The organism is Albidovulum marisflavi, from assembly GCF_025751435.1.
GTDB classification, from domain to species: domain Bacteria; phylum Pseudomonadota; class Alphaproteobacteria; order Rhodobacterales; family Rhodobacteraceae; genus Albidovulum; species Albidovulum marisflavi.
This window is the reverse complement of record NZ_JAOWKY010000002.1, coordinates 18,996-42,999: the sequence shown is the minus strand read 5'-3', so window position 1 is coordinate 42,999 and position 24,004 is coordinate 18,996. Positions and strand designations below refer to the sequence as shown.

The 24,004-nt window shown below is 64.4% G+C and carries 27 protein-coding genes and 1 riboswitch; of the genes, 13 read left to right on the top strand and 14 right to left on the bottom strand.

The window, feature by feature from the left end:
* Positions 1–16: 16 nt before the first annotated feature.
* The 5 genes from OEW28_RS09100 to OEW28_RS09080 are packed head-to-tail and all read right to left on the bottom strand — an operon-like array spanning position 17 to position 4,020.
* Positions 17–742 (bottom strand): alpha/beta fold hydrolase, encoded by a 726-nt coding sequence (locus OEW28_RS09100; protein WP_263734449.1) that lies wholly within the window; start codon positions 740–742, stop codon positions 17–19.
* Between the two features lie 5 nt (positions 743–747).
* Positions 748–1,542 carry a 3-oxoadipate enol-lactonase gene (gene pcaD / locus OEW28_RS09095; protein ID WP_263734448.1) on the bottom strand — a complete coding sequence of 265 codons (795 nt, stop codon included), beginning with the start codon at positions 1,540–1,542 and terminating at the stop codon, positions 748–750.
* Positions 1,539–2,516, bottom strand: coding sequence for a threonine ammonia-lyase (locus OEW28_RS09090; protein ID WP_263734447.1), 978 nt, complete (start codon positions 2,514–2,516; stop codon positions 1,539–1,541). The genes pcaD and OEW28_RS09090 overlap by 4 nt, the downstream gene beginning before the upstream one ends.
* On the bottom strand, positions 2,513–3,340 hold the full coding sequence (locus tag OEW28_RS09085; protein ID WP_263734446.1) for an alpha/beta fold hydrolase: 828 nt from the start codon (positions 3,338–3,340) through the stop codon (positions 2,513–2,515). Before OEW28_RS09085 ends, OEW28_RS09090 begins: the two co-directional genes overlap by 4 nt.
* Complete coding sequence (locus tag OEW28_RS09080; RefSeq protein WP_263734445.1) at positions 3,337–4,020, bottom strand: haloacid dehalogenase type II; 684 nt, start codon at positions 4,018–4,020, stop codon at positions 3,337–3,339. Before OEW28_RS09080 ends, OEW28_RS09085 begins: the two co-directional genes overlap by 4 nt.
* A 134-nt stretch (positions 4,021–4,154) precedes the next feature.
* Between OEW28_RS09080 and OEW28_RS09075 the strand changes: the two genes are divergently transcribed.
* Complete coding sequence (locus OEW28_RS09075) at positions 4,155–4,742, top strand: hypothetical protein (RefSeq protein WP_263734444.1); 588 nt, start codon at positions 4,155–4,157, stop codon at positions 4,740–4,742.
* Here OEW28_RS09075 and OEW28_RS09070 read toward each other — a convergent pair whose 3' ends face one another.
* Genes OEW28_RS09070 through fabA form a run of 3 tightly spaced genes read right to left on the bottom strand, consistent with a single transcriptional unit; the run spans position 4,743 to position 7,298 of the window.
* Entirely contained in the window at positions 4,743–5,531 is a 789-nt protein-coding gene (locus tag OEW28_RS09070) for an enoyl-ACP reductase FabI (RefSeq protein WP_263734443.1), read from the bottom strand.
* A gap of 6 nt (positions 5,532–5,537) precedes the next feature.
* The gene (fabB, locus tag OEW28_RS09065; protein ID WP_263734442.1) at positions 5,538–6,767 is read right to left on the bottom strand and encodes a beta-ketoacyl-ACP synthase I; all 1,230 of its coding nucleotides are present in this window, start codon (positions 6,765–6,767) and stop codon (positions 5,538–5,540) included.
* Positions 6,768–6,788: 21 nt separating this feature from the next.
* On the bottom strand, positions 6,789–7,298 hold the full coding sequence (gene fabA, locus OEW28_RS09060) for a bifunctional 3-hydroxydecanoyl-ACP dehydratase/trans-2-decenoyl-ACP isomerase (protein ID WP_263734951.1): 510 nt from the start codon (positions 7,296–7,298) through the stop codon (positions 6,789–6,791).
* Positions 7,299–7,460: 162 nt separating this feature from the next.
* On the opposite strand from fabA, the gene irrA reads away from it, so the two are divergent.
* Positions 7,461–7,877 carry an iron response transcriptional regulator IrrA gene (gene irrA / locus OEW28_RS09055; protein ID WP_263734441.1) on the top strand — a complete coding sequence of 139 codons (417 nt, stop codon included), beginning with the start codon at positions 7,461–7,463 and terminating at the stop codon, positions 7,875–7,877.
* Here the strand turns inward: irrA and OEW28_RS09050 are convergent, their stop codons facing one another.
* The gene (locus tag OEW28_RS09050; protein ID WP_263734440.1) at positions 7,878–8,471 is read right to left on the bottom strand and encodes a DUF2238 domain-containing protein; all 594 of its coding nucleotides are present in this window, start codon (positions 8,469–8,471) and stop codon (positions 7,878–7,880) included.
* A 16-nt stretch (positions 8,472–8,487) separates the two neighbouring features.
* Positions 8,488–9,357 (bottom strand): glycosyltransferase family 2 protein, encoded by an 870-nt coding sequence (locus tag OEW28_RS09045; RefSeq protein WP_263734439.1) that lies wholly within the window; start codon positions 9,355–9,357, stop codon positions 8,488–8,490.
* A 226-nt stretch (positions 9,358–9,583) separates the two neighbouring features.
* Between OEW28_RS09045 and miaB the strand changes: the two genes are divergently transcribed.
* The 8 genes from miaB (at position 9,584) to trmB (ending at position 17,634) form a co-directional block, all read left to right on the top strand.
* Positions 9,584–10,906 (top strand): tRNA (N6-isopentenyl adenosine(37)-C2)-methylthiotransferase MiaB, encoded by a 1,323-nt coding sequence (gene miaB / locus OEW28_RS09040; protein ID WP_263734437.1) that lies wholly within the window; start codon positions 9,584–9,586, stop codon positions 10,904–10,906.
* A gap of 150 nt (positions 10,907–11,056) precedes the next feature.
* Positions 11,057–12,106 carry a PhoH family protein gene (locus tag OEW28_RS09035; protein ID WP_263734436.1) on the top strand — a complete coding sequence of 350 codons (1,050 nt, stop codon included), beginning with the start codon at positions 11,057–11,059 and terminating at the stop codon, positions 12,104–12,106.
* Positions 12,090–12,596, top strand: a complete 507-nt coding sequence (ybeY, locus tag OEW28_RS09030; protein WP_263734950.1) for an rRNA maturation RNase YbeY — start codon at positions 12,090–12,092, stop codon at positions 12,594–12,596. Before OEW28_RS09035 ends, ybeY begins: the two co-directional genes overlap by 17 nt.
* Before the next feature lie 37 nt (positions 12,597–12,633).
* Entirely contained in the window at positions 12,634–13,512 is an 879-nt protein-coding gene (locus tag OEW28_RS09025) for a hemolysin family protein (protein ID WP_263734435.1), read from the top strand.
* 52 nt (positions 13,513–13,564) lie between these two features.
* Positions 13,565–15,040: an apolipoprotein N-acyltransferase gene (lnt, locus tag OEW28_RS09020; RefSeq protein ID WP_263734434.1), complete on the top strand. Its 1,476-nt coding sequence runs from the start codon at positions 13,565–13,567 to the stop codon at positions 15,038–15,040.
* Between the two features lie 33 nt (positions 15,041–15,073).
* Positions 15,074–15,123, top strand: a riboswitch (SAM-SAH riboswitch).
* Positions 15,124–15,127: 4 nt separating this feature from the next.
* Positions 15,128–16,294, top strand: coding sequence for a methionine adenosyltransferase (gene metK, locus OEW28_RS09015; RefSeq protein ID WP_263734433.1), 1,167 nt, complete (start codon positions 15,128–15,130; stop codon positions 16,292–16,294).
* 103 nt (positions 16,295–16,397) lie between these two features.
* A complete protein-coding gene (gene queF, locus OEW28_RS09010; protein ID WP_263734432.1) occupies positions 16,398–16,862 on the top strand; it encodes a preQ(1) synthase in 465 nt (154 codons plus the stop codon).
* A 70-nt stretch (positions 16,863–16,932) separates the two neighbouring features.
* Entirely contained in the window at positions 16,933–17,634 is a 702-nt protein-coding gene (gene trmB / locus OEW28_RS09005; RefSeq protein WP_263734431.1) for a tRNA (guanine(46)-N(7))-methyltransferase TrmB, read from the top strand.
* Positions 17,635–17,640: 6 nt separating this feature from the next.
* On the opposite strand, the gene OEW28_RS09000 is transcribed toward trmB, so the two are convergent.
* Positions 17,641–18,828, bottom strand: coding sequence for an ROK family transcriptional regulator (locus OEW28_RS09000; RefSeq protein ID WP_263734430.1), 1,188 nt, complete (start codon positions 18,826–18,828; stop codon positions 17,641–17,643).
* 189 nt (positions 18,829–19,017) lie between these two features.
* On the opposite strand from OEW28_RS09000, the gene OEW28_RS08995 reads away from it, so the two are divergent.
* The 3 genes from OEW28_RS08995 (at position 19,018) to OEW28_RS08985 (ending at position 21,992) form a co-directional block, all read left to right on the top strand.
* Positions 19,018–20,031 (top strand): sugar ABC transporter substrate-binding protein, encoded by a 1,014-nt coding sequence (locus tag OEW28_RS08995; RefSeq protein WP_263734429.1) that lies wholly within the window; start codon positions 19,018–19,020, stop codon positions 20,029–20,031.
* Positions 20,032–20,130: 99 nt separating this feature from the next.
* Positions 20,131–21,201: an ABC transporter permease gene (locus OEW28_RS08990; RefSeq protein ID WP_263734428.1), complete on the top strand. Its 1,071-nt coding sequence runs from the start codon at positions 20,131–20,133 to the stop codon at positions 21,199–21,201.
* Positions 21,201–21,992, top strand: coding sequence for an ATP-binding cassette domain-containing protein (locus OEW28_RS08985; RefSeq protein ID WP_263734427.1), 792 nt, complete (start codon positions 21,201–21,203; stop codon positions 21,990–21,992). Before OEW28_RS08990 ends, OEW28_RS08985 begins: the two co-directional genes overlap by 1 nt.
* A 97-nt stretch (positions 21,993–22,089) precedes the next feature.
* Here the strand turns inward: OEW28_RS08985 and OEW28_RS08980 are convergent, their stop codons facing one another.
* The 3 genes from OEW28_RS08980 to OEW28_RS08970 all read right to left on the bottom strand — a co-directional run bounded on the left by OEW28_RS08980 (position 22,090) and on the right by OEW28_RS08970 (position 24,003).
* On the bottom strand, positions 22,090–23,133 hold the full coding sequence (locus tag OEW28_RS08980) for a YeeE/YedE family protein (protein ID WP_263734426.1): 1,044 nt from the start codon (positions 23,131–23,133) through the stop codon (positions 22,090–22,092).
* A 55-nt stretch (positions 23,134–23,188) separates the two neighbouring features.
* Positions 23,189–23,560 (bottom strand): ArsR/SmtB family transcription factor, encoded by a 372-nt coding sequence (locus OEW28_RS08975; protein WP_412174792.1) that lies wholly within the window; start codon positions 23,558–23,560, stop codon positions 23,189–23,191.
* Between the two features lie 74 nt (positions 23,561–23,634).
* Positions 23,635–24,003 carry a thioredoxin domain-containing protein gene (locus tag OEW28_RS08970; protein WP_263734424.1) on the bottom strand — a complete coding sequence of 123 codons (369 nt, stop codon included), beginning with the start codon at positions 24,001–24,003 and terminating at the stop codon, positions 23,635–23,637.
* Between the last annotated feature and the right edge of the window lies 1 nt (position 24,004).

The following is a 24,004-nucleotide window of genomic DNA, read 5'->3' as shown; positions in this document are numbered from 1 at the left end:
GACACGCTAGCGCCGGTCACGGCACGAGGGAAGGGGCCTCGGTGGCCAGCAGGTCAAGAAGGCGGGCAAGGCGCGCAGGGGCGGTCAGGAAGGGCGAATGCCCTGAAGGCAGCCGCGTGACCGCCCGGCCGAAGGGGCGCGCCATGTCTGCCTGATATTCGGGTGGGATTGTGCGGTCATCCTCGCACAGGATGTAGTGGCGGGGGTGCGGCGGCGTTTCCAGGCCCGGCGGCAGGGGCGTCGCCTGGGGCGCGATCGGCTCGGGGCCAAGAAGGCGGACGGCGGCGGCCGCCTTGTCTTCTGGGCAGTCGTGGAAGAAGGTCCGCCGCGCGCCTGCCGGATCGGCGTGGTAGGTCACGCCGCCCGGATCGGCCTTCACCACGCCTTTCAGGGGTTGGCGTGGCCCCGCACGGCGCAGGTCGATGATCGACTGGCCGAGTGCGGGGACGTAGGCGCAAAGATAGATCAGCCGCGTGATCTTCTCGGGGGCGAGGGAGGCGGCGAGAGTGACCGGAAAGCCGCCTGCGGAATGGCCAACAAGGATCGTCGGTTTGTCGATTGCGCCCAGGATCGCGGCCGCATAGCGATCGAGCGTTGCCTCGCCCGGGGGCGTCCGGTCGGCCCCATGCGCGGGCAGGTCGATCGCCCTGGCCGAATGCCCAAGCCGGGTGAGCGCGGCGATCACTTCGGCCCAGCACCAGGCACCGTGGCAGGAGCCATGAACAAGTGTGAAGTGCGACATTCGGGCTAGCCCGCGGTATGGCCGATGTCGTGCAAGAAGCCCGCCAGGACCTTGGCGTAGTCGTCCGGCTTTTCGACGGGTGGCAGATGGCCAACACCGCGGATCAGGTGAAACCGGCTGCCGCGCACCAGATCGGCCGTTTCCCGCACCAGATCCGCGGGCGTTGCCCCGTCATCCGATCCCGCGATGGCCAGCGTCGGCAGCGCAAGCCCCGATGTAGGAGTGATGAAGTCGGTTCCCGCGATCGCCGACGAGCATCCGGTGTAGCCGTCAACGGGCGTTCCCGTCAGCATGGCGCGCCAGCCCTTCAGTTCGGGCGTTTCGCGGAACCTGCGCGTGAACCACCGCTCCATCATTCCGTCGGCGATCGCCTCGATCCCATGGGTTCGGACCTTTTCCACGCGGTCGGCCCACATCTGCGCCGTGCCGATCTTGGCAGCCGTATTGGACAGCACCATCGCGCGCACCAGGTCAAGGCGCTTGACGGCCAGACCCTGCGCGATCAGCCCGCCCAGGGACAGGCCGACAAAGACGCAGTCCTTGACCGCCAGCGCGTCCAGAAGCCGTTCGGCGTCGCGGATCAGCGCCCCCATCGAGTAGGCCCCAGCCGGGCAAGCGGACAGCCCGTGCCCGCGCGTGTCGTACCGGATCAGCCTGAGGCCGGGGGGCATCATGGGCACGATCTTGTCCCAAAGCCGCAAATCCGTGCCGAGCGAATTCGAGAATACGACGGGTGCCCCGGCGGGGTCGCCGTCTTCGCGCCAGTGGATGTGGGTTTCCCCAAGGTCGAGGATGTTCATGCGGCCTCCAGCTTGGACAGTGCCAGTGCGAAGATGGCGGCGTCGACATTGCCGCCCGAGCAGACCGCGATGACCGTGTCGGCCTGGGACTCCTCCGGGTGAAAAAGGGCTGCGGCCAGAGCCACGGCGCCACCCGGTTCGACCACGATGCGCAGATGCGCGAAGGCCATGGCCATGGCCCGCAGCGCCTCGTCCTCGGTCACGACAAGACCGGGGCCGGCAAGCCGGGCGAGGATCGGGAAGGTCAGATTGCCCGGCTGCGGCGTCACGATCGCGTCGCAAAGCGAACCTGACAGCCGCGTATTGCGCTGGATGCATCCCGAGGCGAGCGATCTGGCCGTGTCATCAAAGGCCTCAGGTTCGGCCGTGCGGATGCGAAGACCCGGCGCTGCGGCCTCGCACGCCAGCGCTATTCCGGAGCTGAGCCCGCCGCCGCCGCAAGGAACGAACACCTCGGCCTCGGTCACGCCCAGGGCAAGCGACTGCCGGGCGATTTCAAGCCCTGCCGTGCCCTGGCCCGCGATGACCTGCGGTTCGTCGAAGGGCTTGATCAGGGTCAGGCCGCGTTCGGCGGCCAGCGCCGCGCCGATGGCGTCCCGGTCTTCGGTCACGCGGTCGTACAGCACGATCTCGGCCCCAAGCTCACGGGTGTTGGCGATCTTCACCGCAGGGGCGTCGGATGGCATGACGATGACAGCCGGCGCACTATGACGTCGCGCGGCAAGCGCCACGCCCTGCGCGTGATTGCCCGAGGAAAAGGCGATGACCCCGCGCTCAAGCGCGACAGGGGGAAGGGCAGAGACCGCCGACCAGCCGCCCCGCAATTTGAACGATCCCGTATGCTGAAGGCACTCGGGCTTCACAAGCACCCGGCGCCCCGCAATGGCGTCCAACGCGGGAGAAGACAAAAGCGGCGTTTCCCGTACCGCCCCCTTCAGTCGCGCCTCGGCAGCGCGGATCATGTCGATGTTCATGTCAGACGCTCCAGCCAGGCCCGGATCGCCCTCAGACTTTCCGGTTCGTCCAAAAACGGTACATGGGCGCGGCCAGGCACGTCGGCGAAGATCATGTCGGGGCGCCTGCGCTGCATTTCTGCCGCCGTCTCGCCGGACAGGAGGTCCGAGTTCGCGCCCCGGATCAGCGCAAGCGGCAAGCCCGCGCAGGCATCGAAAAGTGGCCAAAGGTCAGCCACCGGCGCGCGATATCCTGCAAGGAAGCTTTCGCGAAGCGCGGGGTCGTAGCGGATGGTCAGCCCGGCGGGCGTCTCGTCGTAAAGCTGGCGGGCGAAGTCGATCCAGCGGTCGGGGGAAACGCCCGCGAACCCCGGCATGGTCCGGGGCATCCGGGCCGCGATGTCCGCGATGGTCTTTGCCGCGGGGTTCCGTCCGACATAGTCGCAGATGCGGTCCAGTCCCGAGCGCTCGATCACCGGGCCGATGTCGTTCAGGCAAAGGCCGCGCAGCCGGTCCCTTGCCGTGGCAGCCAGCGCCATGCCGATGAGACCCCCGCGCGATGTCCCGAGGATCGCCGCGCGGTCGATGTCCAGATGGTTCAGAAGCTCCAGCGCGTCCTGTGCCTCGCGCGGGATGGTGTAGGAGTCGGCCCCGGTCCAGTCCGACGCGCCGCGGCCGCGATAGTCCGCCCGGATCAGGCGGATGCCGGTCATATGCGGTGCCAGGAAATCGAAATCGGTCGAAGAGCGGGTCAATCCGGCAAGGCAAAGCACGGGCAATCCGGCGCCCTGGTCGCGGTAGGCCAGATGGGCGCCGTCCGATGCGGTGAAATGCGAAAGCGTCATTGCGTGGCGAGGTCCGGGATGCTGCTCAGTTCGGAAAGGATGTGATGGGGTTTGCCGGGAAGACGGTCAAGGGGCGCGCCGGCCCTGTTCACCCAGGCCACGCGGAACCCGTAGGCAGAGGCTGCCGCCGCGTCCCAGCCGTTCGAGGATACGAACAGGACATCGGCTGCCGCGCAACCGAAGCGCTTGGTCACAAGCCCGTATACGTCGGCTGCGGGTTTGAATACGCCGACGCTTTCCACCGACAGGACATCATCCAGATGGTCGCCGATCCCTGCCGACCGCACCGCTTCCTGAAGCATGTCGGGCGAACCGTTCGACAGGATCGCGGTCGCGAAGCCCTGATCCTTCAATCGCGCGAGCATCGCGGGCACCTCGGGGTAGGCCTGCAGCTCCCGATAAAGCGCAAGCAGACGTTCTCTTAGATCGGGATCGGCAAGCGCCGACGCCTCGAGCGCCCAGTCGAGCCCATCCTGCGTGACCTGCCAAAAATCGACATGCGCGGCCATGACCGCCCGCAGCCAGCTGTATTCCAACTGCTTGCGGCGCCAGTCCTCGGCCAGTTTTGGCCAGGCCGCCGCAAGGGCGCCGCGCCCCGGTTCGGCCGCGGCAATGCGCGCCGCGGCGGCCACGTCGAAAAGCGTGCCATAGGCATCGAAGATGCAGACCTTGATGGGCATCGTGTCCTCCCTCGGCGGCAGACTGACCGCGGAGCCGCGCGGGTGCAAGCACCTAATGCCGAGGCGGGGTTCTGGCCTTGGCGGCCATTCCGTGGTCAAATTGGCGCCCAAGCAGAATGGACGCGGAGGCCGTTATGACCAGCCCATTCGACCGCCTGAGGGCGCTTGTCCAGGAAACCCGGTCCGAGATCGACCGCGAGCTTGCCGAGCGCCGTGAGCAGCTTCGATATCGGATCGAGCGGGGAAAGGCGGTCTTCGACAGCGAAGTTCGCGATGCGCATCGCGCGATCCGGGAAAAGCTGCCGGGCTACATCTTTCATGCCCGCCTGCGCGTGGTGCTGACCGCGCCGGTGATCTATTCGCTGATCCTGCCCTTCGTGCTGCTGGATCTTTTCGTCGCGGTCTATCAGGCGGTCTGCTTTCCGGTCTACGGGATCGAGAAGGTCCGAAGGCGCGACCACATCGTGATCGACCGGCATCGGCTGGCCTATCTGAACGGGCTTCAGAAGCTGAACTGCCTATATTGCGGCTATGTCAACGGCCTGATCGCACTGGTCCGCGAAGTCTCTGCGCGGACCGAGCAATACTGGTGCCCGATCCGCCATGCCCGCAATCCGGCCGATCCGCACAGCCGGTATCCCGACTTCCTAGACTACGGCGACGCAGAGGCGTTCCAATCGCAGAAGAAGAAGCTGCGTGACGATCTGCGCCCGGATCGCTGATCAGAGGTTTTCGCCCTGGGGCATCCCCAGGACGTGGAAGCCACCGTCCACGCGGATCACCTCGCCCGTGGTGCAGGCTCCGTAGTCGGAACACAGGTAGACGGCCGTTCCGCCAATCGACTCGAGCGTTGCGTTGGCGCGCAGGGGCGCGTTCGCCTCGGTATGGCGGAAGGTCGCCCGCGCGCCGCCGATCGCAGCCCCCGCCAGCGTCTTCATCGGACCTGGCGAGATCGCGTTGACGCGGACCTTCTGGGGACCAAGGTCGTTGGCCAGATAGCGCGTCGCGCTTTCCAGCGCCGCCTTTGCCACGCCCATCACGTTGTAGTTGGGCGTCACGCGGTTCGAACCGCCATAGGTCAGCGTGATCAGGCTGCCGCCGTCGGGCATCAGCTCGGCCGCGCGGCGCGCCACGTCGATGAAGGAATAGCAGGAGATGTCCAGCGAGTGCTTGAAGTTCGCCCGGCTGGTGTTGACGAAACGGCCGGTCAGTTCGTTCTTGTCGGAATAGGCGATGGCATGGACCAGGAAATCCATCTTGCCCCAGCGGTCCTTGAGCGCGGCAAAGCAGGCTTCAAGGCTGGCGTCGTTGGTCACGTCCACGTCGACCAGGAAATCCGACCCGACCGAAGCCGCCAGCGGCTCCACCCGTTTGCCGAATGCCTCGCCCTGATAGGAAAACGCCAGTTCGGCACCTTCGGCCGCCAAAGCCGAGGCGATGCCCCAGGCGATCGAACGTTCATTCGCGACGCCCATCACAAGCCCGCGTTTGCCCTTCATCAGTTCGGCCATGTCACATCACCCGAGATATTTGCTCATCACCAGCGTTGCGTTCGTTCCGCCGAAACCGAAGCTGTTGGACAGCACGCTGTCGATGTCGACGCCTTCGCGCAGTTCCGTCACGATTTCGGACGGGTCGAGCGCGGGATCAAGGGTGGTCACATTGGCCGAGGCCGCGATGAAGCCCTTGTTCATCATGATCAGCGAATAGATCGCCTCGTGCACGCCTGTCGCGCCCAGCGAGTGGCCGGTCAGCGACTTGGTCGAGGCGACGGGGGGCGTGGAGCCCTTGCCGAAGACGCGGCGGATCGCCTCCATCTCGGTCACGTCGCCCACGGGGGTCGAGGTGCCGTGGCTGTTGATGTAGTCGACCTTGCGCCCGTCGGGCAGGGTGGAGATCGCAAGGCGCATCGAGCGTTCACCGCCTTCGCCCGACGGCGCGACCATGTCGTAGCCGTCCGAGGTCGCGCCATATCCCGTAACCTCGCCATAGATCTTGGCGCCCCGGGCCAGGGCGTGGTTCAGCTCTTCAAGCACGACGACACCGCCGCCGCCTGCGATGACAAAGCCGTCGCGGGTCGCGTCATAGGTGCGCGAGGCGGTTTCGGGCGTGTCGTTGTACTTGGACGACATAGCGCCCATTGCGTCGAACAGGCACGACAGTGTCCAGTCCAGCTCCTCGCCGCCGCCGGCAAAGACCACGTCCTGCTTGCCCATCTGGATCAGCTCGGTGCCGTTGCCGATGCAATGCGCGCTGGTCGAGCAGGCCGAGGTGATCGAATAGTTCACGCCTTTGATCTTGAACGGCGTCGCCAGGCAGGCGGAGTTCGTCGACGACATGCAGCGCGTGACCATGAAGGGCCCCATGCGCTTGGGGCTGCCCTTGTTGATCACGGTGTCGAAGGCGACGAAGAAGTTCTTGGTCGACGGCCCGCCCGAACCCATGATCAGGCCGGTGCGTTCGTTCGACACCTCGGCCTCGGTCAGACCGCTGTCCTTGACCGCCTGTTCCATGGCGATGAAGTTGTAGGCCGCGCCATCGCCCATGAAGCGAAGGTTGCGCTTGTCGATGTGATCCTCGAGCACGATCTGGGGCTTGCCGTGGACCTGGCTGCGGAAGCCGTGTTCGGCGTAGTCCGGGGCAAACACGATGCCCGAGCGGCCGGCGCGGAGCGAGGCTTCGACCTCGGCGGCATTGTTGCCAATGGGCGAGACGATCCCGATCCCGGTGATGACGACGCGGCGCATGGGCGCACTCCTTCTTTGCGGTCAGCTTGCGGAAAGCGCGACCTTCATGTCCTTGACCTGATAGATGACTTCGCCATCCGCTTCCACGATCCCGTCGGCCACGCCCATGGTCAGCCTGCGGGTCTGGATCGCCTTGGTGAAGTCGACCTTGTAGGTCAGCATCTTGCGGTCCGGCCGGACCATGCCCGTCAGTTTCACCTCGCCTACGCCAAGGGCGTAGCCGCGGCCTTCCCAACCGCGCCAACCCAGGTTGAAGCCGGTGAGCTGCCAGAGCCCGTCAAGGCCAAGGCAGCCGGGCATGATCGGGTTGCCGGGGAAGTGGCAGGCGAAGAACCACAGGTCCGGATGGATGTCGAATTCCGCCACGACATGTCCCTTGCCGTGCAGTCCACCGTCTTCCGAGATGTCCGTGATGCGGTCCATCATCAGCATCGGAGGCTCTGGCAGTTGGGCATTGCCGGGGCCGAAAAGCTCGCCTCTAGCGCATTTGAGAAGATCGTCGCGATCGAAGCTTTTCGGATATGCCGCCATGCGGTTGGTCCCCATCCCTAGTCGTGTCCGAAACCCCTCTAGCACCCCGGCGCGCGCCAGAGCAAGGGCGGGCAGGGGGCGCGGCGCAGGCATCTTGCGGCGAGCGATTGAAAAATCCCCGCCGTTTGGTCTAAATAGACCTTGATCTTGCGGGAGCGGCCCATGGACGACACTACGGCGACACGCGCGGAAGGCTGGCTGGCAGGCGCGGGGCTCAGGCCCACGCGCCAAAGGCTTGCGCTTGCGGCGCTGCTGGTCGGTGACGGAGAGCATCGCCATGTGACGGCGGAAAGCCTGCATGCGTCGGCGCGTTCCGCCGGGGAACCGGTGTCGCTTGCCACTGTCTACAATACCCTGCGCGCTTTCTGCGACGCCGGCCTGATGAACGAGATCACGGTGGACGGGTCGCGCAGCTACTTCGACACCCGTCTGGACGACCATCCGCATTTCTTCTGGGAAGACACGTCCCAGCTTGTCGATGCGCCGAAGGAAGAGCTTGAGATCGCACGGCTGCCGGAAACGCCCGAGGGCGGAGAGGTTGCGCGCGTCGATGTCGTCATCCGGCTCAAGCGCGGCTGATCAGCGCCGGGACGCAAGCGCCAGCACCAACATCGCCAGGCAAGCGCCCGCGGCATTGAACACCAGATCCAGCGCGGTGTTGTAGTAGCCGCCGACGTTGGTGTCCTTGATGCCAAGGACGGCCAGGAACTCGATGATCTCGTTGGTGGCGCCAAGCCCCATCGACCCAAGCGCAGGATAGACATAAAGCGTCCAGCCCCATTTCACGCCCGGATAGTTGTGGCGCATGAGGTGCCACAGAAGCCATGCGGTCGTTCCGAACCCGTAGGCGTGCACCAGCTGGTCGTACTTCAGGATCGTGAGCTCTCCGCTGCCGCCGACGGGGAACAGCACGGCGGAATAAAGGACCGAACCGCCCACCGGCACACCGCCGCCCGCCATGTGCGCCAGCCCCCAGATCGAAAGCGCCCAGAGAAGGGCGGGGGAAAATTCGGCCTTGCGCAGGTTGAACCCGACCAGCGCGATCATCGCCGCCATGGTTGCGAGATACCACAGGAACTCAAGATTGCCGATCGACAGGAACCAGGCCCCGAAGATTCCGGCATAGGCGATCGTGAAGAAGAAGACGGCCCACTCGGCGCGCGTCACGTTCATTGCGGTTTCTCCCGGATCAGAACCATTGGCCCGGTTCCATCAGGCCAAGATCCATCAGCTGCTGAGATGACCATTCGAAGCGAGTGGAGCGCGACCAGACGAAGCTGTTGACGGCATGCTTGGACGCCGGGTTGCGCCGAAGCGCCTTTGCCGTCCGGAAGGACGCGATCGCGGCGGTGACGTTGTTGTGCCAGGGGCAGGCGTAGGTATTGAGCTCTTCGATGGACAGCCTGTGGTCGGGCAGGAGCTTCAGCCCCGGTTCCGCCCGGAACAGCGCGATTCGGTCGATCCGGCGCCGCGTCCAGGGAATGTGCTCTTCAAAGCGCCACTTCAGGCCGCCGAACAGGTCGATCTGGCGCTCCTTTTCCGCGCCGGCTTGCTCATCCCAGCGGGCCAGGGCGTAGTAGCCCGCCGCGTCCAGCATCGCGTCGTCGACGGACACGCCCGAGGGCGCCCGACCGAGGTCCCCGGCATACAGATCGACGACGGTGCAAAACATCGCACTGCGGCGTTCCTCTGTGTGGAAGGTCAGCATCTCGGCAACGCTGCGCGTCTTGGCGAAGGGGTGGAAAAGGTACTCGCCATTGTAGCAGTAGTAGAACCACGTCGTGTGCGGGGCCGTCTCCAGAAGCGCGTTGACCGCGTTGGTGACCGCGCCCTCCGCCCGCGCATCATGGCGGATCGCATGGACGGAATGTGCGAATTCCTCGGGCAGATCGATGCCGTCGGGCAGGAACGCAAGAACCGGGCGGAATCCGGCCGCAAGATGGTGGCGAAGTGTCGACGACAGCTCGACCTCGTCCTCCACGAAGATCAGCGCAACGGGCCCCTTGGCAAGCAGCGCGCGGTTCTGGGTAAGGAAGTGGGAAAGCGGTTGAACTGTCATCTTGCTCTGCTTTTGCGCGACGGGCGCGACCCGAATGCGCCGCCTCGGACCGGGCGGCGCGCCAACATGGCGGCAACCGCCGGACGGAATCAAGTCCCGGCGGCAACTCGGCCATTCAGCGGCGTCCGGTTTGCGCGCGACCGGCCATTCCGGGCCCGGCAAGTTTGGGTGCGGTTGCCCCGTGCACGACATTGCGTTATCCCGTCGCATCCGAAGGGATCCTGCCATGTCCGAACCTAAGAAGCTATTCATCAAGACCTACGGCTGTCAGATGAACGTCTATGACAGCGAGCGCATGGCCGAGGCCATGGGCGCCGAAGGCTACGTGACGACCGAGGTGGCCGAAGAGGCCGACATGGTGCTTCTGAATACCTGCCACATTCGCGAGAAGGCCGCAGAGAAGGTCTATTCCGACCTTGGCCGCTTGCGCCCGCTAAAGCAGGCCAAACCCGACCTCAAGATCGGCGTTGCGGGCTGCGTCGCCCAGGCCGAGGGCGAAGAGATCCTCAAGCGCATGCCGCTGGTCGACCTGGTGGTTGGCCCGCAAAGCTATCACCGCCTTCCCGAAATGGCGAAGGCTGCCGAGAAGGGGGAAAAGAGGGTCGACACGGATTTTCCCGAAGAGGACAAGTTTGACCATCTGCCCGACCGCCCCAAGGCCGCGGTGCGCCCGACCGCCTTTCTGACGGTGCAGGAAGGCTGCGACAAGTTCTGTGCTTTCTGCGTGGTGCCCTACACGCGCGGGGCCGAGGTGTCCCGCCCGGCCGAGCGGATCCTGAAGGAGGCGCGGGGCCTGGTGGAAAAGGGCGTGCGCGAAATCACGCTGCTGGGCCAGAACGTCAACGCCTATCACGGCGCGGGGCCCGACGGTGACTGGACGCTGGCGCGGCTCGTCCGTGAACTGGCGCGCGTCGATGGACTTGACCGCATTCGCTACACGACCTCCCACCCCAACGACATGGCCGACGACCTGATCGCGGCGCACGGGGAAGAGCCGAAGCTGATGCCCTACCTTCACCTGCCGGTGCAGTCGGGTTCGGACCGCATCCTGAAAGCGATGGCGCGCAAGCACACGGCCGAGCAGTACCTGCGCCTGATCGAGAAGATCCGCGCCGCGCGCCCCGACATGATGATGTCGGGCGACTTCATCGTCGGCTTCCCGGGCGAGACGGACGCGGATTTCGATGCGACGATGGACCTGATCCGCGCGGTGAACTACGGGATGGCCTATTCGTTCAAGTACTCTGCCCGGCCCGGTACTCCGGCGGCGGAAAAGACCCCGGTTGCCGCCGACGTGGCCGATGCGCGGCTTCAGACGCTTCAGGCTCTGATCACCCAGCAGCAGCGCGAGGCGCAGCAGGGCATGGTCGGGCGCGAGGTCTCGGTCCTGTTCGAAAAACCGGGGCGTCTAAAGGGACAGATGGTGGGCAAGTCCGATTACCTGCACGCGGTCCATGTCGACACGGATCTGCCCGTCGGAGCAATCGCGCACGTGAGAATCGTTTCGTCAGCCCCCAACTCTCTCGCTGGAGAGGTCGTGGCGGCCTGATACGGACGAAATCCCGTCACCAAAGTTTCGCATTGGCGAAAAAACGATGCAGATGCGCCGCAATGCATCCGGCATTGAGCGCTTTTTCGTAACAATCCGTACTATGAGACCACTAGGGCTTGCGTGCGCATCCTTTGGCAGGCACCATTTATGCACGAACCCTTTGCGAAGGAGATACGTTTGGGCATCTCTGCCTTGACCCCCCCGCCGAGACCGGAAGACCTTCACGAGACGCTTCTGGAATTTCCCGATAATCGGCTTCTGATCGACCTGTGCGGCGAATTCGATCGCAACCTGGCACAGATCGAACACCAGCTCGGGGTCCACATCCTGCGACGCGGCAACCACCTGGCGGTCGTGGGCGGTGCAGAGGGCAGGGGGCGCGCGGCGGCAGTCCTGCAAACGCTTTACGGACGCCTGGAAACCGGGCGCGCCATCGACGCGGGCGAAATCGACGCTGCGATCCGGATGGGTGAGACTGGCGTTCCCAATCCGCCAAGCCTTGACGAACAGCTTGAAATGTTCGCCGCTGGCCGAATGGAGATCCGCACGCGCAAGAAACAGGTCGAACCGCGCACCGAGGCGCAGAAGGCCTATGTCAAGAACCTGTTCCAGAACGAACTCGCCTTCGGCATAGGTCCGGCAGGCACCGGCAAGACCTATCTGGCGGTCGCTGTCGGCGTGACCATGCTGATCGGTGGACATGTGGACCGCATCGTCCTGTCGCGGCCGGCGGTCGAGGCGGGCGAAAGGCTGGGCTTTCTTCCGGGGGACATGAAGGAAAAGGTCGATCCTTACATGCAGCCGCTTTACGACGCGCTGAACGATTTCCTGCCTGCCAAGCAGGTCCAGAAGCTGATGGAGGAAAAGCGGATCGAGATCGCGCCCTTGGCCTTCATGCGCGGCAGGACCCTGGCGAACGCTTTCGTGGTGCTGGACGAGGCGCAGAACGCCACCACCATGCAGATGAAGATGTTCCTGACCCGCCTTGGCGAGGGGAGCCGCATGGTGATCACCGGCGACCGCACTCAGGTCGACCTGCCCAAGGGTGTCTTTTCCGGCCTGACGGACGCCGAAAGGATCCTGAATGAGGTTAAGGGGGTCAGCTTCAACTACTTTACGGCGAAGGATGTGGTGCGGCATCCTCTTGTCGCCCGCATCATCGAGGCATATGACCGCGACGATGGAGCCGCTGGTTGACACATTGATCGAGGACGCGCGATGGGACGCGTTCGGGCTGGATGATCTGGCCGGGAAGGCTGCGGCGGCTACCCTCGAGGCGCTTGGCCTTCCCGCGGCTGGATTCGTGATCAGCCTGCTGGGCTGCGACGATGCCCGCATTGCCGAGTTGAATGCCGATTTTCGCGGCAAGTCTCAGCCCACAAACGTGTTATCCTGGCCAGCGGAGGAGCGCGCGGCAGAAGGCGAGGGCGAAGCGCCCGATCTTCCGCGTCCCGGTCCCGAAGGAATGCCCGAGGAATTGGGCGACATCGCCATCGCCTGGGAGACTTGCGAACGCGAAGCGGCCGAGCAGGGCAAGTCGGTGCATGATCATGTGACGCATCTTCTGGTTCACGGGACATTGCACCTTCTGGGCTACGACCACATCCGCGATGGCGATGCGGCGTTGATGGAAGGCACGGAAATCCGCATACTTGAACATATGGGGCTCACGAACCCATATGAGTGAGCCTGGGCAGAATGGCCCTGAAAGTTGGAAAGGGAAGATGGGCGAATCCGCAGACGGGTCTCAGTTCGCAGACGGCACTGAAGATCCCGCAGACAGTAGCGCGCAGAGGGGCTTCTTCGGGCGTATCCTAAGCGCGTTGTCCCCCTCGGAAGCAGGAGAGGACGCAGACGCGCCAGTCGCGCGCAAGGACAGTTCCGCGCCAGGTGCGGTGCTTCCGGGCATCGCAAACCTCCGCAAGCTGCGCGTGGACGACGTGGCCATCCCCAAGGCCGAGGTTATCGCCGTTCCCGTCACGATCAGCCTCGACGACCTGGTCGCGAAGTTTCGCGAAAGCGGGTTTTCGCGCCTGCCTGTCTTCAAGGGCACGCTGGATAGCCCCCTGGGCATCGTTCACCTCAAGGACCTGGCCTTGCAGCAGGCGTTTTCCGACGCAAAACCAAGGTTTTCCCTTAGAAAGCTCTTGCGACCGCTGCTTTACGCCCCGCCCTCCATGCCCATTGGCGTACTGCTGCAGAAAATGCAGAGCGAACGCATACACATGGCGCTGGTGATCGACGAATATGGCGGCGTGGACGGCCTCGTGACGATCGAGGATCTGATCGAAACCGTGATCGGCGAGATCGAGGACGAACACGACACATCGGAATCCGGGCTCTGGTCCCAGGAAAAACCGGGGCAGTACATCGTCCAGGCCCGCGCACCGCTTGATGAGTTCGAATCCGAGATCGGCATGAAGCTTGCCGACGAGGAAGAGGGCGAAGAGATCGACACGCTTGGTGGGCTGGTGTTCATGCTGACGGGCCGCGTGCCCGCGCGCGGCGAGGTCGTTCCGCACGAAAGCGGGGCGGAATTCGAGGTCGTGGACGCCGACCCGCGCCGGATCAAGCGGCTGCGCGTGCGGCTGCCCAGGCGTTAGGGCTGACGTGCGACTTTTGCGCGCATTCGGCCGCGCGAACCGACCTTCGATCATGAGCCTGGCCGGCGCCGCGCTTCTTGGCGTCGGGACCGCCTTGGGCCAGGCCCCCTTTGGTCTTTGGTGGCTTTCGCTGGCGGCGCTTTGCGTGCTGACCGGACTGATCGCCGCAGAGGGCCGGGGCCCGCACCGGCTGTGGCTCGGGTGGGTGGCGGGTGTGGGTTACTTCACGCTTTCGCTGTTCTGGATCGTGGAACCGTTCCTGATCGAGCCTGATATCTTTGGCTGGATGGCGCCCTTTGCGCTTTTCTTCATGTGCGCTGGCATGGCGCTTTTCTGGCTGTTTGCCACGCTGGTGGCTGGTCTTGGTCGGACGTCGATGGGTCGGGCCGTCGGATTCGCGCTTGGTCTGACGCTGAGCGATCTTGCGCGCGGCTACGTGCTGACCGGTTTTCCATGGGCGCTGATCGGGCACATCTGGATCGACACGCCTGTGGCGCAGGCAGCTGCGCTGGTCGGGCCGGTGGGGCTTTCGCTGTTGGCCACGGGCTCTGCGGCACTGCCCGTCCTTGCCCGCGCGGCCCTTCCTCGTCTGGCCCTTGCCGCCGCTGCTTGCGCCATCCTCGGCGGAGCATGGGCCTTGGGAGATGCGCGCCTGCTGGAAAGCGTGCCCGAACGGCAGCCGCCGGTTCATGTCCGGCTGGTTCAACCGGACGCGGATCAGGCTTTGAAGTGGCAGGGCGACATGTGGCGCATCTTCCTGGAAAGGCAGATCGCGCTGACAGCCGAACCCGCGTCCAGCCCGCTTGACCTTGTGATCTGGCCGGAAACCGCGGTGCCCTACCTTCTGGGTGAAACCGGTCCGCTCTTTCAGCAAATGGTCGCGGCCTCGGGTGGTGTACCCATCGTGACCGGCATTCAGCGCGCCGACGGCCTGCGCTATTTCAACAGCCTGATCGCGATCGACGGAGCGGGCGAGGTCACGGCGCTGCATGACAAGTCTCACCTTGTTCCGTTCGGCGAATACATCCCGTTCGGCGATCTGCTGGTCCCCCTCGGCATCCGGGCGTTCGCCGCGCAAGAGGGCTTTGGCTATACGGGCGGTGCGAACATCCGTGTGCTGGACCTTGGCCGGGCCGGGCGCGTCCTGCCACTGATCTGCTACGAGGCGATCTTTCCGCAGGACCTCATCAACGCGGAAGGGCAGGCCGACTGGATCTTGCAGATCACCAATGACGGGTGGTTCGGCGACATTTCCGGCCCTTACCAGCATCTTGCGCAGACGCGGCTTCGCGCGATCGAGCAGGGTCTGCCGGTGCTGCGCGTGGCGAACACCGGCGTTTCGGCCGTGATCGACGCGTCCGGCCGGGTGCTGGACAGCCTGCCTCTGAACACGCAAGGAAGGCTAGATGCCGTGGTCCCGCCGGCGCGGCCGCGCCCGCTCTACGCCCAGACAGGTGATCTTCCGGTTGCCTTGTTGCTGCTTGCGGGGCTGGTCGTCCTGCTCCGCCGCAGACGTTTTGCTGATTGACCCGGGACACGGCGCCGGATAGTCAGTTCCAACGAACCGTCACAACGGCTTCCTGGCGTGACGGGGATAACCCCAATGGAGCACTTAATGTCCCGCAACAACTACGTTTTTACCTCCGAATCCGTTTCGGAGGGTCATCCGGACAAGGTCTGCGACCGCATTTCCGATGCCATCCTGGACGCCTTTCTGGCCGAAGAGCCGAACGCGCGTGTCGCCTGCGAAACCTTTGCGACCACGAACCGCGTGGTTGTCGGCGGCGAGGTCGGCCTTTCCAGCAAGGATAAGACCAAGGCCATGATGGAGCGCATCGACGGGATCGTGCGGTCCTGCGTAAGGGACATCGGTTACGAGCAGAAGAAGTTCCACTGGGACAAGATCAAGATCCACAACTACCTGCATGAACAGTCCGCCCATATCGCGCAAGGCGTGGACCGCGACGGCGCGGGCGATCAGGGCATCATGTTCGGCTACGCCACGCGCGAAACGCCAGAGTTCATGCCGGCGCCGATCCAGTATTCGCACGCGATCCTGCGCCGTCTTGCCGAGGTGCGCAAATCCGGTGCCGAACCGACGCTGGGTCCCGACGCGAAAAGCCAGCTTTCCTTGCGCTACGCGGACGGCAAGCCGGTCGAGGTGACTTCGATCGTGCTGTCGACCCAGCATACGTCCAAGCGCCAGACCTCGAAGGTGATCCGCAAGATCGTCGAACCCTACATTCGCGAGATCCTGCCCGAGGGCTGGATCACGAAGAAGACCGAGTGGCATGTGAACCCGACGGGCACCTTCGTCATCGGCGGGCCGGATGGGGACGCCGGTCTTACCGGGCGCAAGATCATCGTGGACACCTACGGCGGCGCCGCGCCGCACGGGGGCGGGGCGTTTTCGGGCAAGGACCCGACCAAGGTAGACCGGTCGGCGGCCTATGCCGCGCGTTACCTGGCGAAGAACGTGGTCGCGGCCGGTCTGGCAGAGCGTTGCACCCTGCAGTTGTCCTACGCCATCGGCGTAGCCAAGCCGCTGTCGATCTATGTCGACACGCATGGCACCGGCGAGGTCGCAGATGCAGAGATCGAAAAGGCGGTGGCCGAGGTCATGGACCTGACACCGCGCGGCATCCGAACGCACCTGGAGCTTGACCGGCCGATCTACCAGCGCACCGCGGCCTATGGCCATTTCGGCCGCGCCCCAGAGGCGGATGGCGGGTTCAGCTGGGAGCGTACCGACCTGGCGGCGGCGCTGAAGAAGGCGGTCTGAGTCCGCGCACGGCGCAGGCGGTCCGAGGGCGTTGCACCAATAGACCGCCGCGGCGTATTCTCGGATCATGGGCGCCGCGGTGGATATCTCAGAGGTGAAAGCGATGACCAAGACCGACGTGTCGAGCCTGACTCAGCTGGGATCGGAAGCGAAGATGCCTGCATCGCCCGAGGAGGCGGTGCTTGAGAAGGTGCCGGCCGGCCACTGCGGAACGCAATATGTTGTGCGATTCACGGCGCCCGAGTTCACCTCGGTTTGCCCGATGACGGGGCAGCCCGACTTTGCCCATATCGTCATAGACTACATCCCGCGGGACTGGCTGGTGGAGAGCAAGAGCCTGAAGCTTTACCTTCACTCTTTCCGCAATCACGGGGCCTTTCACGAAGATTGCACCATCGACATCGCCAAGCGGCTTGTTGCGCTGCTCGATCCCGAATGGCTGCGGATCGGTGCCTACTGGTACCCAAGGGGCGGCATCCCGATCGATGTGTTCTGGCAGACGGCCGCGCCGCCCGCCGGGGTCTGGATCCCCTATCAGGGCGTCGCGCCCTATCGCGGGCGGGGTTGAGCTGCGTGCGCTTGCCTTGACGCTGGTCCGCGGGACCGTTAGGTCGCCGCATCCCTGCAGGACCGTGCCGATGACCGAACCAGAGAACACCCAGACCGAATGGCGCAACTTCTATGGCCGTCGCCACGGCAAGACGCTTCGGCCCAGCCAGAAGACCTATCTGTCCGAGGACCTTGAAACGCTGCGCCCGGCAGGCGTGACGCGCGAGGAAAACCCCGAGCGTCTGACCTTGGACCCCTCTGCGATCTTCGGCGATGAGAGGCCGGTCTGGCTTGAGGTTGGGTTCGGCGGCGGAGAGCATCTGGTGCACATGGCCGCCCGCTATCCAGAGGTAGGGATCATCGGATGCGAGCCCTTCATCAATGGCGTCGCCATGCTTCTGGGCAAGATCCGCGCGGCGGGGGCGACCAACCTGGCCGTGCATCCGGGCGATGCGCGCGATCTGATGGAGGTTCTGCCAGAGAATTCGGTCGCACGCGCCTTTCTGAATTACCCCGATCCCTGGCCCAAGCGTCGACATCACCGCCGCCGCTTCGTGACCGCAGAACATCTGGCGCCGTTGGCGCGGGTCATGGCGAAGGGGGCCGAGTTCCGGGTCGCCACGGATATTCCCGACTATGTGCGCCAGACCCTCAAGGAAGTGCCAAAGGCTGGTTTTCGTCTCGTGGGTCAAGGCGACAAGCCGTGGGATGACTGGATATCCACGCGGTACGAACAGAAGGCACTGCGCGAAGGGCGCGCTCCTCACTACCTGACCTTCGTCAGGGACTGAACGTCATCAGCCGAAAAGCGGCTGCGCCAGCAGATAGCGTTCGATGATCGGAAGCGAGGCCGCGCCAATCGCACGCGCATTGCGGCCGATGGCGGCCTCGGCGATCGCGGGTTCGCCGATGCCCTGAGTGTCGAGTGAACGTAAAGCGGCCCTGGTGCGCTCGACGATCATCTTGCGCACCACGTCCGGGCAGTTGGCGTCGATAAGGACAGCCTGGAAGTCGATGACAGACGATACGGCCACAGAGGCCATGGCCAGGTGCCGGGCCGTATGGTCCAGCCAATCTTCAAGCGGCTGACCGAATAGCGACCAGTCCGTTTCGGGTTTCCAGATCGCGGCGGGATCGAATCCCGACGCCTCCAGCCGCTTCTCCAGAAGGTAAAGCGATGCATGATGGATCAACTGCTGCGCTCCGGCCCCGGTCGCGACAGGGATTGAGCCGAAAGCGCCCGCGTTGCCAGTTCGGCCAGCATAGACCGTGTCGTTCAGGACGACGCCGCCACCGATGAAGGACCCGATGAAAAAGTAGGCATAGTCGGCAAATTCACGCCCGCGCCCGAAGACATGTTCGGCAGTGCAAGCCGCGGTCGCATCGTTCTTGATCGTGACATGAAGGCCCGTCACGTCTGCGACCGCCGCGGCAACGTCGAAATCGCGCCAGGCCAGCATTTCTTCGGTAGGGGCGTTCACGATATTGAGCCAGTTCCACAACTCGAAGGGCTCGGCGACACCGATGCCTGCGATGCGGTGGCGTTCGTCGGTCGTCAGCCCGGACAGTATCCTTTCGAAGTTCTCGGCCAGGAACGCGGTCAATGCCGACGGTGTGGGGTAGGCATAGGTGCGCTTGATCTGCGCGCGGATCGTCCCCGACATGTCGATCAGGACAAGGTCGATGCTTTTGCGCCCGATGTTCAGCCCGACCGAAAGCGCTCCGTCTGCCCGAAGCGTCATGGGGATCGACGGCTTGCCGACCTTGCCCCTGATCGGTTCGCCGCGCGCCAGAAGTCCGTCCATCTCAAGCTCGCGGATGATGATCGATACGGTTTGTGCAGAAAGGTTCGATCGCCGAGCGATTTCCGCGCTTGGCAGCCCGCCATGCCGCTGGATCAAGGAAAGGACCAGCCTTTCATTGTGATCGCGTATCCCGGACTGGTTCGCGCCCCCCATGGGGTCTCGGATCGGTGTGTTGTCCATGACTCGTGTCTGGTGCGTGCAATGTCCTGACCTATTTTGACCGGCCGTATTAATAAATCAAGTTTATTTATTTATTGACAGCTCCAGCCGACTCGGCCCATAGCGGTAGCGGGGACGGCGGATCGCCGCCCGTCCGACAGTCCGGCGAAGGGCGGGTGCCCCGCCGAGAGCGATCCAGGGGAGGACTACATGACGAAATTTCTGACAGGCGCTGCAGTCAGCGCGCTACTGGTCGGCGCAGCGACGGCCGCTTCGGCAGACAGTGCGTGTCTGATCACCAAGACCGACACGAACCCCTTCTTCGTCAAGATGAAGGAAGGCGCAACCGCGAAGGCCGCTGAGCTGGGCATCGAGTTGAAGTCCTACGCGGGCAAGATCGACGGTGACAGCGAAAGCCAGGTCGCGGCGATCGAAACCTGTATCGCCGATGGCGCCAAGGGCATCTTGCTGACGCCGTCGGACACCAAGGGCATCGTGCCGGCGGTGCAGAAGGCGCGCGACGCGGGCATACTGGTGATCGCGCTCGACACGCCGCTCGACCCGATCGAGGCGGCGGACGCAACCTTTGCGACCGACAACTTCCTGGCCGGGGAACTGATCGGGAAATGGGCCAGTGCGGCCCTTGGCGAGGCATCGGCCGATGCGAAGATCGCCATGCTGGACCTGGAAGTCAGCCAGCCGACCGTGGACGTGTTGCGCGACCAGGGCTTCCTTCAGGGCTTCGGCATCGACCTGGGCGACCCGAACAAATGGGGCGACGAAACCGATCCGCGCATCGTTGGCCATGACGTGACCCAGGGCAACCAGGAAGGCGGCCGCCGGGCGATGGAAAGCCTGCTGGCGAAGGATCCGTTCATCAACGTGGTCTACACCATCAACGAACCCGCCGCGAGCGGTGCCTACGAGGCGCTGAAAGCGGTCGGCCGCGAAGCCGACGTGCTGATCGTTTCGGTCGATGGCGGCTGCCCGGGCGTGGCTGACGTCAAGGGCGGCGTGATCGGCGCGACCTCGCAGCAGTATCCGCTGCTGATGGCCTCGCTCGGGATCGAGGCGATCGCGGCCTACGCGAAGGACGGCACGAAGCCTGAGGCGACGCCGGGCAAGTCGTTCTTTGATACGGGCGTGGCCCTTGTCACCGACAAGCCTGTCGAGGGGGTCGAGTCCATCGACACAACGAAAGGCGCCGAGCTTTGCTGGGGCTGACGCCCCGGCATTGATCTAAGGTAGCAAGAGGGACAGACTGAACTTGCGCGGGGCGGTGGCAACGCCGCCCCCGCTTTTTCGGGGGGGGAGAACAGGGCAATGGCCAGCGAAACCGGTCCGGCGGACAGCTATGAAAGTGCGACGAAGGGCAGCCCCGAAACCGTCGCGGAATTCGTGCATCAACGATCCGCAGTGCACAGGTTTCAGCACGTGCTGCACCAGACGCCGTCGCTGGTTCCTCTAATCGTGCTGCTGGCTGCCGTCGTGGTTTTTGCGGCTCTGCTGGGATCGAAATTCTTCTCGCCGTTCACGCTGACGCTGATCCTTCAGCAGGTGGCGATCACCGGCATCGTCGGGGCGGCGCAGACTCTGGTCATCCTGACCGCGGGCATCGACCTGTCGGTCGGCGCGATCATGGTCCTTTCATCCGTGGTCATGGGACAGTTCACGTTCCGGTACGGCCTGCCCCCGTCTTTCGCCATTCTTTGCGGGCTCGCTTGCGGGGCGCTCATGGGCTTCATCAACGGCACGCTGGTCGCACGGATGAAGCTGCCGCCGTTCATCGTGACCCTGGGCATGTGGCAGATCGTTCTGGCGACGAATTTCCTTTACTCGGCGAACGAGACGATCCGCAGCCAGGACATCGTCGAACAGGCCCCGATACTGCAGTTCTTCGGGGAAAGCTTCCGGCTTGGTGGTGCGGTCTTTACCTACGGCGTCGTGGCCATGCTGTTGCTTGTGCTTGCACTGTCCTATGTCCTTCGCCACACGGCCTGGGGGCGTCACGTCTATGCCGTGGGCGATGACCCGGATGCGGCGGAACTTGCGGGCGTCCAGGTGCGGCGGGTGCTTGTCACCGTCTATGTCTTGTCAGGGGTGATTTGTGCGCTGGCGGGCTGGGTGCTGATCGGGCGTCTTGGCTCGGTCTCGCCGACAGCGGGGCAGTTTGCCAATATCGAAAGCATCACTGCCGTGGTGATCGGAGGCATCTCGCTTTTCGGTGGTCGCGGCTCGATCCTGGGCATGCTGTTCGGCGCGCTCATCGTGGGTGTGTTTTCGTTGGGGCTGAAGATGCTCGGCACGGACCCCCAGTGGACCTATCTTCTCATCGGCGCGCTGATCATCGGGGCGGTTGCCGTGGACCAGTGGATCAGAAAGGTGGCCGCGTGATGGAACCTATCCTGAAAGCCAAAAACCTCGTCAAGCGCTACGGCCGTGTCGTGGCCCTGGACCGCTGCGATTTCGATCTGATGCCGGGTGAGATCCTGGCCGTCATCGGGGACAACGGGGCGGGAAAGTCGACTCTGATCAAGGCGATCTCGGGCGCGGTCGTCCCCGATGCGGGTGACGTTTGGCTAGATGGCAGAAAGGTATCGTTCCACAGTCCTCTGGAGGCTCGGGGCGCGGGTATTGAAACCGTCTACCAGACCTTGGCGATGTCGCCCGCGCTATCGATCGCGGACAACATGTTCATGGGGCGCGAACTGCGCAAGCCCGGCATCATGGGCAGCCTCTTTCGCCAGCTCGACCGGCCTGCGATGGAAAAGTTCGCACGCGACAAGCTGACTGAGCTTGGACTGATGACGATCCAGAACATCAACCAGGCGGTCGAGACCTTGTCTGGCGGGCAAAGGCAGGGCGTGGCCGTGGCCCGCGCCGCCGCCTTCGGCTCGAAGGTCGTGATCCTGGATGAGCCTACGGCAGCGCTTGGCGTCAAGGAAAGCCGGCGTGTTCTGGACCTGATCCGTGACGTGCGCGCGCGCGGAATCCCGATCATCCTGATCAGCCACAACATGCCCCATGTGTTCGAGGTTGCGGACCGGATCCACATCCACCGTCTGGGTCGCCGCCTATGCGTTATCCGGCCGCAAGACTACACCATGTCCGACGCCGTAGCCTTCATGACCGGTGCCAAGGAAGCCCCCGAGATGGCCCCCGAGATGTCGGAGCCAGCCGTCTGAGGCTGGCTAACATGATGCGCCAGATAAGGCGGGGCAGGGCGGCTGCGAACGGGAAGACCCACAAAGATGCCCCGATCCGCGCCGCATTGCCCATGCGCTACTCGGGTTGATAGCCGCCGATCAGCTGGCGAAGGCCCAGCCACGCGCCCAGGCTGATCGCGGCAAGCGTGACGGGGCCCGACCATGCCAGCGCGGCGATGGCGGTGACGCCTTGGCCGACCGAGCATCCAAGCGCGACCACGCCGCCAATGCCCATCAGCGCGGCACCGCCGACCTGGCGGCCCAGTTCGCGCGGATCCTCGCAGGCTTCCCATCGAAACAGGCCCCGGAAGATCGATCCGGCAAGCGCGCCCACCATGACGCCGACGACGGACCCGACCGAAAAGCTGAGCCCCCCCGAGGTCGAGGTCATCATGTAGATCAGCGTTCGCCCAACCGGGGCGGTAAAGGACGGGCCCTCGACCGCGATCTCGTCAAGGCTCGCCTCTGCCAGCCAGCTTGTTCCTGCAAAGCACCAGACGACAGCAAGACCCGCGGCAATGCCCCATAGAATCATCGTCGGGCGCGCGCGCAGACCGCCGTGGGACAAGGCCCATCCGAAGGCAAGCACCGCGACCGCGGCGATCGTTACGGCCGGTGGGATCCCGATTGAGTCTAGGTCGAAAAGAATACCCTGCGGTCCTGTCGCCTCTGGCTGTGGAAACAGCGCCACGCGGAGCGGCGCAAGCGGGCCGGACAGGGCCACGAAGCCGAAGATCCCCATGACGACGACGACCACAAGGGATCGCAGATCGCCGCCCCCGAAACGCACGAGCGAGCCGAAACCGCAATTTCCAGCCATCGCCATTCCATAACCGAAAATGAGCCCGCCGACGATCGAGGCGACCGGGTTCCAGGCTATACTGTGGTAGATGGATGCCTCGAGGTCGATCCAGCCGCCCATTGCGCCGAACTGCGTGCCAAGTATTGCCACGCCCAGCACGACACCCCAAAGGCGTAATCGACTTTGGGTACCGCCGTAGATGGCGCTTTCCAGCGCGCCCAGCGTGCAGAAGTCGCCCAGCCGCGCTGCAAGTCCCAGCACCACCCCGCCCGCAAGGCCGACAAGCGCCGCGATCAGGCCGAAAGGCAAGGCATCCATCACGTTTCCTCCCTTGCGGCCACGGCACCGGCGATCGGCCGGCGGGGCCACGTACTCAGTCGACCTCGCAGAACAGCTTCGACAGAAGATTGACCATTTCCAGAACCTTGGGATCCAGGATCGAGTAATAGATCGCCTGACCTTCCCGGCGGGCGCTGACCAACCCTTCAAGCCTCAGGCGCGCAAGCTGCTGGCTGACGACAGCCTGCCTTGAGCACAAAAGGTTTTCAAGTTCGGTGACACTCTTGGGGCCGCTCTTGAGATGGCACAGGATCATCAGCCGGCCGTCATGACCAAACGCCTTCAGAAAGGTCGCGGCCTCGTTCGCGCGCGCAACAAGTGCCGCCAGATCGTTCGGCCCGCAGTCAGGCGCGTCGGTCTTCGCCTTCTCGGTCAAAACGCGGCTCCCTTTCCCTGTACTCTTCATGGCCGGGCAGGGCTGTTTCGGCAAGCCCCTGCCTGGGAATAAACTTCACTTGATGAAAACCAGTGTTTTCCGGCTTAATCCGGCAGCCCGGCATGAGACTGGCGCAGCATGGCGCCCAGCATCGGCCAGAAAAAGTCTTCGCCTGGGTACCCCTCGATCCGGCCGGCCTCGACCCCGTCAGCCACCAGTACGAAGGTGGGCGTGAAGATCGGGTGTGAAACGATCTGAATCCCCTGGGGCAGCGGCCCGCGCAGGTCCAGCCGCTGCAAAGGTGCGGCGCGGCCTTCGGCGGTCAGCGGATACTCGGGCGCGATCTCCTCGTTCCAGCGTGCGCAATACATGCAGCCCGGCTGTTCGAACATCAGCAGCGCGAACTCTGTCGCGCCCGTCGGCAGAGCCGACAGCGCAAGTGCGAGTGAAGCGAGAATTGAGCGAACAGCCATG

Excerpts from the sequence above, each read along its gene's own strand:
- OEW28_RS09000 (WP_263734430.1), bottom strand. The coding sequence starts at position 18,828 with ATGGACAACACACCGATCCGAGACCCCATGGGGGGCGCGAACCAGTCC.
- OEW28_RS09085 (WP_263734446.1), bottom strand. The coding sequence starts at position 3,340 with ATGACGCTTTCGCATTTCACCGCATCGGACGGCGCCCATCTGGCCTAC.
- OEW28_RS09035 (WP_263734436.1), top strand. The coding sequence starts at position 11,057 with ATGCACGAACCCTTTGCGAAGGAGATACGTTTGGGCATCTCTGCCTTG.
- queF (WP_263734432.1), top strand. The coding sequence starts at position 16,398 with ATGACCAAGACCGACGTGTCGAGCCTGACTCAGCTGGGATCGGAAGCG.
- fabA (WP_263734951.1), bottom strand. The coding sequence starts at position 7,298 with ATGGCGGCATATCCGAAAAGCTTCGATCGCGACGATCTTCTCAAATGC.
- OEW28_RS09090 (WP_263734447.1), bottom strand. The coding sequence starts at position 2,516 with ATGAACATCGACATGATCCGCGCTGCCGAGGCGCGACTGAAGGGGGCG.
- lnt (WP_263734434.1), top strand. The coding sequence starts at position 13,565 with ATGAGCCTGGCCGGCGCCGCGCTTCTTGGCGTCGGGACCGCCTTGGGC.
- fabB (WP_263734442.1), bottom strand. The coding sequence starts at position 6,767 with ATGCGCCGCGTCGTCATCACCGGGATCGGGATCGTCTCGCCCATTGGC.
- OEW28_RS08985 (WP_263734427.1), top strand. The coding sequence starts at position 21,201 with ATGGAACCTATCCTGAAAGCCAAAAACCTCGTCAAGCGCTACGGCCGT.
- irrA (WP_263734441.1), top strand. The coding sequence starts at position 7,461 with ATGGACGACACTACGGCGACACGCGCGGAAGGCTGGCTGGCAGGCGCG.
- OEW28_RS09050 (WP_263734440.1), bottom strand. The coding sequence starts at position 8,471 with ATGAACGTGACGCGCGCCGAGTGGGCCGTCTTCTTCTTCACGATCGCC.
- OEW28_RS08980 (WP_263734426.1), bottom strand. The coding sequence starts at position 23,133 with ATGGATGCCTTGCCTTTCGGCCTGATCGCGGCGCTTGTCGGCCTTGCG.
- OEW28_RS08970 (WP_263734424.1), bottom strand. The coding sequence starts at position 24,003 with ATGGCTGTTCGCTCAATTCTCGCTTCACTCGCACTTGCGCTGTCGGCT.
- OEW28_RS08990 (WP_263734428.1), top strand. The coding sequence starts at position 20,131 with ATGGCCAGCGAAACCGGTCCGGCGGACAGCTATGAAAGTGCGACGAAG.
- metK (WP_263734433.1), top strand. The coding sequence starts at position 15,128 with ATGTCCCGCAACAACTACGTTTTTACCTCCGAATCCGTTTCGGAGGGT.
- OEW28_RS08975 (WP_412174792.1), bottom strand. The coding sequence starts at position 23,560 with ATGAAGAGTACAGGGAAAGGGAGCCGCGTTTTGACCGAGAAGGCGAAG.
- pcaD (WP_263734448.1), bottom strand. The coding sequence starts at position 1,542 with ATGAACATCCTCGACCTTGGGGAAACCCACATCCACTGGCGCGAAGAC.
- miaB (WP_263734437.1), top strand. The coding sequence starts at position 9,584 with ATGTCCGAACCTAAGAAGCTATTCATCAAGACCTACGGCTGTCAGATG.
- OEW28_RS09080 (WP_263734445.1), bottom strand. The coding sequence starts at position 4,020 with ATGCCCATCAAGGTCTGCATCTTCGATGCCTATGGCACGCTTTTCGAC.
- OEW28_RS09025 (WP_263734435.1), top strand. The coding sequence starts at position 12,634 with ATGGGCGAATCCGCAGACGGGTCTCAGTTCGCAGACGGCACTGAAGAT.
- ybeY (WP_263734950.1), top strand. The coding sequence starts at position 12,090 with ATGGAGCCGCTGGTTGACACATTGATCGAGGACGCGCGATGGGACGCG.
- OEW28_RS09075 (WP_263734444.1), top strand. The coding sequence starts at position 4,155 with ATGACCAGCCCATTCGACCGCCTGAGGGCGCTTGTCCAGGAAACCCGG.
- OEW28_RS09070 (WP_263734443.1), bottom strand. The coding sequence starts at position 5,531 with ATGGCCGAACTGATGAAGGGCAAACGCGGGCTTGTGATGGGCGTCGCG.
- OEW28_RS09045 (WP_263734439.1), bottom strand. The coding sequence starts at position 9,357 with ATGACAGTTCAACCGCTTTCCCACTTCCTTACCCAGAACCGCGCGCTG.
- trmB (WP_263734431.1), top strand. The coding sequence starts at position 16,933 with ATGACCGAACCAGAGAACACCCAGACCGAATGGCGCAACTTCTATGGC.
- OEW28_RS09100 (WP_263734449.1), bottom strand. The coding sequence starts at position 742 with ATGTCGCACTTCACACTTGTTCATGGCTCCTGCCACGGTGCCTGGTGC.
- OEW28_RS08995 (WP_263734429.1), top strand. The coding sequence starts at position 19,018 with ATGACGAAATTTCTGACAGGCGCTGCAGTCAGCGCGCTACTGGTCGGC.